8 protein-coding genes are annotated in these 10037 nt (G+C 72.7%); 1 reads left to right on the top strand and 7 read right to left on the bottom strand.

Annotated features, from left to right (window positions below):
• Window positions 1-28: 28 nt before the first annotated feature.
• The 7 genes from mltG to F6W97_RS12280 form a co-directional block, all read right to left on the bottom strand.
• Window positions 29-1252, bottom strand: a complete 1224-nt coding sequence (gene mltG / locus F6W97_RS12250) for an endolytic transglycosylase MltG (protein WP_155370392.1) — start codon at window positions 1250-1252, stop codon at window positions 29-31.
• Window positions 1249-1707, bottom strand: a complete 459-nt coding sequence (gene ruvX / locus F6W97_RS12255; protein WP_155370393.1) for a Holliday junction resolvase RuvX — start codon at window positions 1705-1707, stop codon at window positions 1249-1251. The genes mltG and ruvX overlap by 4 nt, the downstream gene beginning before the upstream one ends.
• Before the next feature lie 86 nt (window positions 1708-1793).
• Window positions 1794-4472 (bottom strand): alanine--tRNA ligase, encoded by a 2679-nt coding sequence (gene alaS, locus F6W97_RS12260; protein ID WP_155370394.1) that lies wholly within the window; start codon window positions 4470-4472, stop codon window positions 1794-1796.
• Complete coding sequence (locus F6W97_RS12265; RefSeq protein ID WP_230686618.1) at window positions 4469-4786, bottom strand: hypothetical protein; 318 nt, start codon at window positions 4784-4786, stop codon at window positions 4469-4471. Before F6W97_RS12265 ends, alaS begins: the two co-directional genes overlap by 4 nt.
• Before the next feature lie 3 nt (window positions 4787-4789).
• Complete coding sequence (locus F6W97_RS12270) at window positions 4790-5242, bottom strand: DUF948 domain-containing protein (RefSeq protein WP_155370395.1); 453 nt, start codon at window positions 5240-5242, stop codon at window positions 4790-4792.
• 80 nt (window positions 5243-5322) lie between these two features.
• Complete coding sequence (locus F6W97_RS41225) at window positions 5323-7581, bottom strand: hypothetical protein (protein WP_155370396.1); 2259 nt, start codon at window positions 7579-7581, stop codon at window positions 5323-5325.
• Window positions 7582-7721: 140 nt separating this feature from the next.
• The gene (locus F6W97_RS12280) at window positions 7722-9131 is read right to left on the bottom strand and encodes a replication-associated recombination protein A (RefSeq protein ID WP_155370397.1); all 1410 of its coding nucleotides are present in this window, start codon (window positions 9129-9131) and stop codon (window positions 7722-7724) included.
• A 74-nt stretch (window positions 9132-9205) separates the two neighbouring features.
• On the opposite strand from F6W97_RS12280, the gene F6W97_RS12285 reads away from it, so the two are divergent.
• Window positions 9206-9937: a GNAT family N-acetyltransferase gene (locus F6W97_RS12285; protein WP_155370398.1), complete on the top strand. Its 732-nt coding sequence runs from the start codon at window positions 9206-9208 to the stop codon at window positions 9935-9937.
• Window positions 9938-10037 lie beyond the last annotated feature (100 nt).

Raw genomic sequence — 10037 nt, forward strand, 5'->3', positions numbered from 1 at the left:
ACGGGCGCATGCGGACAAGACAGGCGGCTCAACAAGAACTCTGCGTGAGCACCTTGTTTTTCACGGCCGTCTCATTGTCCTGGCAGAACTCCTCGAACGTCTCCGAGAACGCCGAGTGGCCCGCCTTGTCGGTCGCCACGAAGTAGTACCAATCGCCCTTCGGCGGAGACATGGCGCCCTCCAGCGCGGCCTTGCCCGGGTTGTTGATCGGGGTGGGGATCATCCCCTCCGCATTGCGGCCGTACGGGTTCTTCGGGTCGGTCAGCTCGTCGTGGGTGAGCCCGCTGGACGGTTTGGGGTCCTTGCCGGCCAGCTCCCGCGAGTAGTTCACGGTCACGTCGAACTGGAAGCAGGCACAGGTCAAGTCGGGGATCCGCTTGTAGACCCGGTTGTAGGCGACCCGGGCCACCTTGCCGAAATCGTCGGCGTTGCCCGCCTCGGCCTGGGCGAGCGAGGCCACGATCAGCGCCTCGTACGGCGCGATCCCGCCGAGCTCGGCCGGCACGGTGTCGGCGAAGTTCATACTGCCGGTGACGGTGAGGAACCGGTTGACCATGACCCGCAGCATGCTCTCCGCGGTGGCGTTGGGCGCGAACTCGTAGGTGTCCGGGAACAGGAAGCCCTCGATCGACCGCGGGACCTTCTTGTCGTCGGTGCGGTTGAACCACCAGTCCGGCACGCCCAGCGCGATGGGGTCCTTCGCGGCATCCTTGAAGTCGTCCTCAGGGATGCCCGTCTTGGACGCCAGCAGCTTGAACACCCGGAACGAGCTGAGCCCCTCCGGGATGGTGATCCCGTTCACGATGCGGTTCTTCAGGTCCAGCAGGCGCAGCACGGCGTCGGCGGCGCTCATGTGGGTGCGCATCTTGTAGAAGCCCGGCTGGATGCGCAGGGCGTCCGGGTTGCGCTCGCCCGCCTCGACGAAGGCCTTCTCGCTGGCGATCACACCGGCCGCCTTCAGCGTGCGGGCGATGTCTGCCTGAGTGTCGCCGCTCTTGATTTCGACCTGCACCTCGACGCCGTCGGCGGAGGTGGCCCAGTCGGACGTGCCCAGTGCCCCGCTGATCTTCTGATAGGCCAGGAACGCGCCCAGGCCCAGCCCGCCGAGCAGCGCCAGGGCCAGGGCCATGGCCAGCACCGACCGGATCCAACCGAACCGCCTGCGCTGACGACTCGCCTCGCCCGGCGGCAGTTGCTGCCGGGGATCTTCGTCGTGGTCGTCGTCGAAAGCACGGTCCAGTTCGTCGATCATCCTGCTCGCCTTCGCTGCGCGTCGAGCCAACCCTGCAGGATCTCCACCGCGGCCGCCTGGTCGACGACGGCACGCTGCTTCTTGCCCCGGACACCGCGGTCGGCGAGCCGCCGGGTGGCCGTGACGGTGGACATCCTCTCGTCAGCGAGCACCACCGGCACCGGCGCGATGAGACCGGCCAGGGCGTCGGCGTATGCCCTCACGTGCTTGGCGGCCGGCCCCTCGACCCCGGCGAGGTTGATGGGCAGGCCCACCACCACCTCCACCGTGCCATGGTCGGCCACCAGGCGCGCGATCTCCACCATATCAGCCGAAATGTCAGAATCATCCGGTTTCGCCTGGCGTGCCACCGTGACCAGGGGCGTTGCCAAGATCCCGTCCGGATCGCACACCGCCACCCCGATCCGCACCGTGCCCACGTCGACACCCAGCCGCACCCCACGGGTCCACGTCATGACTTGTCCCTCCACACGAAAAAGACCGGAGCCCCGCCCGGTGCCGCGGATACGGCATTGGCGGAGCTCCGGATGGACTGCTCGGATCAGCGGCTCTGCACCGCGTTCTGGACCGCGCCCAGCAGGTGCGGGGCCTGGTCGGCCGGCACGCCGCCGCCCTGCGCCAGGTCGGCGTTGCCGCCGCCGCGGCCCGACAGCGCGCCCTTGACCAGGTCCTGCGCGGAGATCCCGCGGGACTTGGCCGCCTCGTTGACCGCCACGATCAGCGACGCCTTGCCGTTGGCCCGCGAAGCCACCGCGACGACCGCGGGACGGTCCGCCGGGAAGCGGCCGCGCACCTCCTGCGCCAGCGTGCGCACGTCGTTGACCGCAGCCCCCTCCGGCGCCTCGGTGCCCACGTACGCCACGCCGCCCAGGTCCAGCGCGCCCTCGGCCAGCGCCGCGGCCCCGCCGAGCACCAGCTGCGCGCGCATCTTCTCCAGCTCGCGCTCGGCGTCGCGCAGCTGCGCCACGGTCTGCTCGACCCGGTCGGCGACCTGCTCGCTGGGCACCTTGTACAGCTCGGCCAGGCGCGACACCAGCAGGTGCTCCTTGGCCAGGTGCCGGAAGGCGTCCATGCCGACCAGCGCGTCGACCCGGCGCACGCCGGAGCCGATGGACGCCTCCGACAGGATCTTCACCAGGCCCAGCTGGCCGGAGCGGGCCGCGTGGGTGCCGCCGCACAGCTCCCGGGCGTACTCGCCGACCTCGACGACCCGCACGTACTCGCCGTACTTCTCGCCGAACAGCGCCATCGCGCCCAGCCGCTTGGCCTCGGCCTGCGAGGTGACGAACGCGCGCACCTCAAGGTCGCTCATCAGCACCTCGTTGACCTGCTGCTCGACGTCGTGCAGCACGCTGGTCGGCACAGCCCCGGGCGTGTTGAAGTCGAACCGCAGCCGGCCCGGCGCGTTCAGCGAACCCGCCTGCGTCGCCGACTCGCCGAGGAAGTTGCGCATGGTCTGGTGCACCAGGTGCGTCGCGGTGTGCGCGCGGGAGATGGCCCGGCGGCGCTCCACGTCGATCTGGGCGTAGCCGGCCTCGCCGGAACGGACCTCGCCCTCCAGCACCCGCCCCTTGTGCACGATCAGGCCCGGCAGCGGCTGCTGCACGTCGAGCACCTCGACCTTGCCGCCGCCGACCGTGATGACACCCAGGTCGGGCAGCTGGCCGCCGCCCTCGGCGTAGAACGGCGTGACGTCGAGCACGACCTCGACCAGCTCGCCCTCGCCCGCCGACGTGATCAGGCCGCCGCTGCCGACCAGCGCGCGCACCTTCGACTCACGCGACACCTCGGCGTAGCCGGTGAACTCCACCGCCCCGCCCGCGTCCAGCGCGCCCCGGTACGCCGACAGGTCGGCGTGGCCGGTCTTGCGCGCCTGCGCGTCGGCCTTGGCCCGCTTGCGCTGCTCGGCCATGAGCCGCTTGAACCCGTCGGTGTCCACCGACAGGCCCTGCTCGGCCGCGATCTCCAGGGTCAGGTCGATCGGGAAGCCGTACGTGTCGTGCAGCTGGAACGCCTTGTCACCGGCCAGCGACTTCCCGCCGGCCTTCTTGGTGTCCGCCACCGCGACGTCGAGGATGGTGGTGCCCGCCCGCAGCGTGGTGCGGAACGCCTCCTCCTCGGCGTACGCGTACTGCGAGATGCGGCCGAAGTCGGTCGCGATCTCCGGGTACGACGGTGACATCGAGTCGCGCGCCACCGGCAGCAGCTCCGGCAGGGCCGGGTCCTCGTAGCCGAGCAGGCGCATCGCCCGGATCGCCCGGCGCATGATGCGGCGCAGCACGTAGCCGCGACCCTCGTTGGACGGCGTCACGCCGTCGCCGATCAGCATCAGCGCGGTGCGCACGTGGTCGGCGATGACGCGCAGCCGCACGTCGTCGGGGTGCGACTCGGCCGCCGTGGTGGTGTGGCTGACGTTGTAGCGCTTGCCGGTCAGCTCGCACGCCTTGTCGATCAGCGGGCGCACCTCGTCGATCTCGTAGAGGTTGTCGACGCCCTGCATGATCGAGGCCATCCGCTCCAGGCCCATGCCGGTGTCGATGTTCTGCGCCGGCAGCGCGCCCAGGATCGGGTAGTTCTCCTTGTCGGTGCCGGGGCCCCGCTCGTACTGCATGAAGACGTTGTTCCAGATCTCCATGTAGCGGTCCTCGTCGACCTCCGGACCGCCCTCGCGGCCGTAGGCCGGGCCGCGGTCGACGTAGATCTCCGAGCACGGGCCGCACGGCCCCGGGATGCCCATGGACCAGAAGTTGTCCGCCTTGCCGCGGCGCACGATGCGCTCCGCGGGCAGGCCGACCGCACGCCAGAACCCGATCGACTCGTCGTCGTCGAGATACACCGTCGCCCAGATCTTGCTCTGGTCGATGCCGAACCCGCCGTCGGCGACCGGCTTGGTGATCAGATCCCAGGAGAGGCGGATCGCCTCCTCCTTGAAATAGTCACCGAAGGAGAAATTGCCGTTCATCTGGAAGAACGTGCCGTGCCGGGAGGTCTTGCCGACCTCGTCGATGTCCGGCGTCCGGATGCACTTCTGCACGCTGACCGCACGCCGGAACGGCGGGGTCTGCTGGCCCAGGAAGTAGGGCACGAACTGCACCATGCCGGCATTGACGAACAGCAGGTTCGGATCGTCGATGGCCGGCAGTGGAGCGCTCGGGACCACGGTGTGCCCGTTGGCCTCGAAGTGCGCCAGAAACCGTCGCTTGACTTCCGCGGTCCTCATCGCTGCTGCTCGCCTTCCTGCTGCTGCTTGAACTGATAGAACTTGCTGCCGACCCCGTGGGCCCAGGGCAGGTCGACGGGCTCGATCGAGACGCCGTCCTCGAACGCTGCGAAGAGCTGCTCCTCGCGGTCGGCCATGCCGTCACGGACGTCGTCCATGAAGCTTCGCACCGAGCCCGCGGCATGACCAATGGATTCCTGGGCCGTGCCGGCCAGCCCGGCCGGGGTGAACTTGCGCGCCTGGCGGGTCACCAACCGCACCACCACGACGCCGACGCCGATGCCCACGCCGAGCCAGAGCAACCTGCGGATCATGGCTCAGCCCCGCCGGGTGCGCTTGCGCGCCTTGAGCTCGTCACGCACCGACTTCGCCTCATCGGCTTCTTTACGGGCCGCGGTGGCGCGCCGTACGCCGTACGTGAACGCGGCCGCCTTCACCAGCGGGCTGGCCGCGGTCGCGGTGACGACGCTCACCAGGTTCGACACGTTGGCCGTGGTCGCCGCCAGGTGCTGGGTCATCACGTCGACCTTGGCCAGCTGCACGTTGACCCCGTCCAGCGTGACCTGGGACTGGCCGAGCGCCGTGTTGACGTTGTCGACGGTCAGGTTCACGTTGTCCAGGATCGGGCCCGTGCGCTGGCTGACCTGCCGCAACGTCACCGTGGCGGCGTCGATGGTGTGCCGCAGCCGCAGGATCGGCACGGCAAGCACCAGCACCAGCATCGCGAACGCACCCGCCGCGATCAGCCCCGCGATCTCGCCTCCAGACATGCCACATCCTCCGCACGTCGCACTTTGTCCTGACGTGCAGACCCTACCGCCCGCCGCGGCGGCGCTCGCAGCAGCCGGGCTCAGCTCGCCGACGGTGTCGGGGCAGGACTCTCCGTCCCGGGCTCCTCGCCGGTCTCCTCGTCCCCACCGGCGCCCTGCTCCCCGTTCGGGTCACCGGTGAACCGGATGCGGTCGTCGGCGACCGTGTTCTGCACCTTGATGGTCACCGCGGAGCCCTTGCAGGCGTCCGGGTCGGCGGCCGGCGCGGTGGACGGCTCCGCGGACGGGTCAGCGCTCGGCTGCGCCGCCGACTCCTCGCTCGGGCCGATGGTGGGACGGTTGCGCAGCAGGTCGGTGCACTCCGGTGTGGTGATCGGACGAACCCACAGGTCCAGCGTGAACTCGTCGCGCCGCCAGCACGAGTACTTGCCGTCGGTGCCCTCGTCCAGCACGCAGCTGGGCACGTCCCAGCGGGCCCAGCCAGCGTCGGTGAGCGCCTTGGTGTACGCCTGCGTGGTCTCGTCGATGCCCTTCTCGGACTCCAGCGAGCGCTCGCGGTAGCGGCAGTCGATCAGGCACCACCGGCTGCCGTAGATGTTGTCCTCGGTCTTGCCGGCGGCGACCGCCCACGACGGCACGTCCAGCGCGTCCAGCGTGGTCAGCACGGGGTCACGGGTCGCCGCGCGCAGCACGAAGTAGAACGGCAGCGCCCCGACGATGACCGCCACCAGGGCGATCAGCGTCCACATGCGCAGCCGCTGCTGCTCGCGCAGCTGCTTGCGCACCTCCGACCGGGCGCCGCGGATGACGTCGACGCCCGCGGCCAGCCCGGCCCGGCGGTCGCCGCCCGCCGGCGGCACCACCGCGTTCGGGTCCGGTGGGCGCACCGCGATCGGCTCGGGACGGCCCGGCGGACGTCCACCGGCGGCGGCGCCCGGACCGGCGTTGGGTCCACCCTGCTTCGGGCCCGGTCCGGCGTTGGGTCCGCCAGGCATGGGGCCCGGTCCGGCGTTGGGCCCGCCAGGCATCGGGCCCGCCATCGGGCCGGGACCGGCATGGGGTCCGGACTTCGGCCCGGGACCGGCGTTGGGTCCCGCCTGCGGCGGCATACCGCCGAGCGGAACGGGGCCGCCCTGCGGCGGACCGGCCGGCGGGACGGGCACGCCGCCCCGGTTCGGGCGGGCCGGGGAGACCGGGGCCACCGCCGGGAAGGCAGCGCGCTGCGGCTCCGGCCGCACCGGCGGGCGCACCACCGGCGAACCAGGCATACCGGCGGGGCCGGGCGGCATGCCCGGACGGCCTCGGCCGCCGTCCACGTTCGGCGCGTTCGGGGTACGCGGCATCTCACCGGTGCGGGTGGGGTCCATCTCGCGGCGGCGCACCACCGGCGGCTCCCCGCCGGGTTTACGCAACGGCTGCTCGGGGCGGCCACGGACCGGCGGCGGCTCCACCGGCGCGGGCTCGGGACGGCCCCGGCGCGGCTCCTCCGCCTCCGGCCGGACGGCACGGCGGCCGGTGGGCTCGTCCGCGACGCCGCGGCGGCTGCCGGTGTCGTCCGCGGCGGCCCGTCGACCCGGCGGATCCTCCGCGGCACGGCGGCCGACCGGCTCCTCGGCGGCCCGGCGGCCCGGCGGCTCCTCCGCCGCGCGGCGGCCGACCGGCTCCTCGGCGGCCCGGCGGTGACCGCCGGTGGGCTCGTCCTCGGCCCGGCGGCGGCCGGTCTGCGTGTCCTCGCCGCCGCGACGGCGTCCGGCGGCGGTGTCGTCGTCGGCCCGGCGGCGGCCCGCGGGGTCCTCCTCGGCGCGGCGACGGCCGCTCAGCGTGTCCTCACCGGCGGTGCGGTGCCCACCTGCGGTGTCCTCACCGGCCCGGCGGCGGCCGGACGGCTCGTCGTCGGCACGGCGTCGACCGGCGGGCGGCTCCTCCGGGGTGCGCCGGCGGCCACCCTGGGTGTCCTCACCAGCGCGGCGAGCGCCGCCCGCGGTGTCCTCACCGGGTCGGCGGGCACCTCCTGCGGGGTCCTCAGCCGGGCGGCGGGCGCCCGTGGTGTCCTCGTCGCGACGGCGGCCCGCGGGTGCGTCGCCGCCCCGCGGACGGCGACCGGCGTCCGCGGGCGCACCGGGGGCACGGCCCGCCGGGGCGTCCTCACTCAGCGCGCTCAGCTTGTCCCAGCGGCTGCTGCCGCCGTCGGTGAAGTCGGCGTCCTCGAACTGGTCCTTGGCCTGCTTGGCGCCGCGCAGATCGTCAAGCCAGCCGGTCTCCTCCTGCGGGACCTCCTCGGCCTCGCCGCCGCGGCCCTTCTTCCGGCCACGTCCGTCGGTCGCATCGGCCCTGCTCATCGCTTCTCCTCGCTGCGCTCGCCGGCTCGATGAGCCGCACTGAGCCCCATGGCTCGCTCACTGCGTTCGCTCATCGCTTCTCCTCGCTTCGCTCGCCGGCACGATGAGCCGCACTGAGCCCCATGGCTCGTTCGCTGCGCTCACTCACCGGCTTCTCCTCGCTGCGTACCTGTGTTGCCCGCGCCCCGGACGACGGCGCGCAGCTTCGGCAGGCGTTCGGCGATGTGCCGTTCGCCACCGTGTCCGGTGGGACGGTAGTAGTCCACGCCCACGAGGTCGTCGGGTGGGTACTGCTGACCCACCACACCTCGGGCGTCGTCGTGCGGGTAGCGGTAGCCGATGCCGTGGCCCAGGCCCTTCGAGCCCGCGTAGTGCGCGTCGCGCAGGTGCGGGGGCACCGCGCCCGCCTTGCCGGCGCGCACGTCGGCGATCGCCGCGAAGATGGCCGTGGTGACCGCGTTGGACTTCGGGGCGGTGGCCAGGTGGGCGACCGCCTGGGCCAGGTTCAGCTGCGCCTCGGGCAGGCCGACGTGCTGCACCGCGTACGAGGCGTTCACCGCGGCGGTCAGTGCCGTCGGGTCGGCCAGGCCGACGTCCTCGCTCGCGAAGATGATCAGTCGCCGGGCGATGAAGCGCGGGTCCTCGCCCGCGGTCAGCATCCGCGCCAGGTAGTGCAGCGCCGCATCCACGTCCGAGCCGCGCATGCTCTTGATGAACGCGCTGATCACGTCGTAGTGGGCATCCCCGGCGCGGTCGTAGCGCAGCGCCGCCACGTCGACCGCGCGTTCCGCGGTGGCCACGTCGATCTCGGGCACGCCGTCGCCGTCGTGGATCGCGAGCGCGGAGCCGGCCGCGGCCTCCAGCGCGGTGAGCGCCTTGCGCACGTCGCCGCCCGCCAGCCGGACCAGGTGGTCCTCGGCCTCGCCGGCGATGGTCACCGCGCCGCCCAGGCCGCGCGGGTCGGTCAGGGCACGCCGGACCAGGCCGCGCACCGCCTCGTCGTCCAGCGGCTTGAGGGTCAGCAGCACGCAGCGCGACAGCAGCGGCGAGATGATCGAGAAGTACGGGTTCTCCGTGGTCGCCGCGAGCAGCGTCACCGTGCGGTCCTCGACCGCGGCCAGCAGCGAGTCCTGCTGGGTCTTGGTGAACCGGTGCACCTCGTCGATGAACAGCACGGTCGGCGGGCCGCCTGCCCGGCGTCGGCGGCGCGCGGTGTCGATGACCTCGCGTACCTCCTTGACCCCGGCGGTCAGCGCGGACATCGCGACGAAGTGCCGGTCGTCGGCGTCGGCGACGAGGTGGGCGATCGTGGTCTTGCCGCAGCCGGGCGGCCCCCACAGGATCACCGACATCGGCGCGCCGCCCGCGACCAGGCGGCGCAGCGGCGCTCCCGGAGCCAGCAGATGCTCCTGGCCGACCAGCTCGTCGATGCCCGCCGGGCGCAGCCGGACCGCCAGCGGGGCGTCCGCCGACGGCGCCTCGAAGCCCGGCGAACCGATCCTGCGATCAGTCGGCGAGGGCTCCAGGGAGAAGAGGCCGTCGGTCTGCATCACGCAGACGATACCCGGCACCGCGACGGGCCGCCTCGGCCGATCTTCACCGACCCGACCGGTAAGGTGACGTCGTGGCCCTCACCCCTGACTTCTTCGGACGTGACGACCTGCTCGCGAAGGTGGACGACCACCCCTATGCGCGCCTCACCGCAGGCGGCGACGACGTTCGGGGGTACGTCCTGGCCGGCGCGCTGGCCTGGACCTCGCTCGGCCCGTGGGGCCCGATCGCGGCCTCGCTCGGCGACCCGGCCCCGGTCGTGGCGCTGTTCGCCCGGCTCGCCGCCGACGGCCCGCTGACGGCCGGCACCTGGCTGCACCTGCCCCGGATCACCCGCGCCGCGGCGGCGGTGCTGCCCGCCGACACCCACGACGACTGGGACTACCTGTGGACGGCCGACGCACCCGCGCCGCGCCCGGCCGAGGCCGGCGTGGTCGCCCTGGATCCGGCCGAGCACGACGACGTCGCCGCGGTGCTGGACGACGCGCTGCCGGACAGCACCAGCCGTCCCGATGATCCGCGCATCCGGCAGTGGTACGGCGTCCGTGCCGGTGGCCGGCTGGTGGCCGTCGCGGGCGACCGCAGCCTCAACGGCGTCGGCTTCCTGGCCGGCATCGCCGTCGCCACCACCGCGCAGGGACGCGGCCACGGCGCAGCCCTCACCACCGCCCTGACCCGCCGCCTGGTCGCCGAGTTCGGCATCAGCTCCCTGGGCGTCATGTCCGACAACACCCGCGCGCTGGCCCTCTACCGCCGCCTCGGCTACACCCGCTCGATCCCCCGCACCTCCGTCCGCCTCACCTGACCCGCCACCTCATACGCCCCGCCGCGCGGCGCCCTGCATAGACGTGGGGCGTAATCGGTGTTGCCGCGAACCACAATGGGAAGCCGCTAGGCAGGAGGGG

The sequence above is a fragment of the Catellatospora vulcania genome (assembly GCF_009720385.1).
GTDB lineage: Bacteria > Actinomycetota > Actinomycetes > Mycobacteriales > Micromonosporaceae > Catellatospora > Catellatospora vulcania.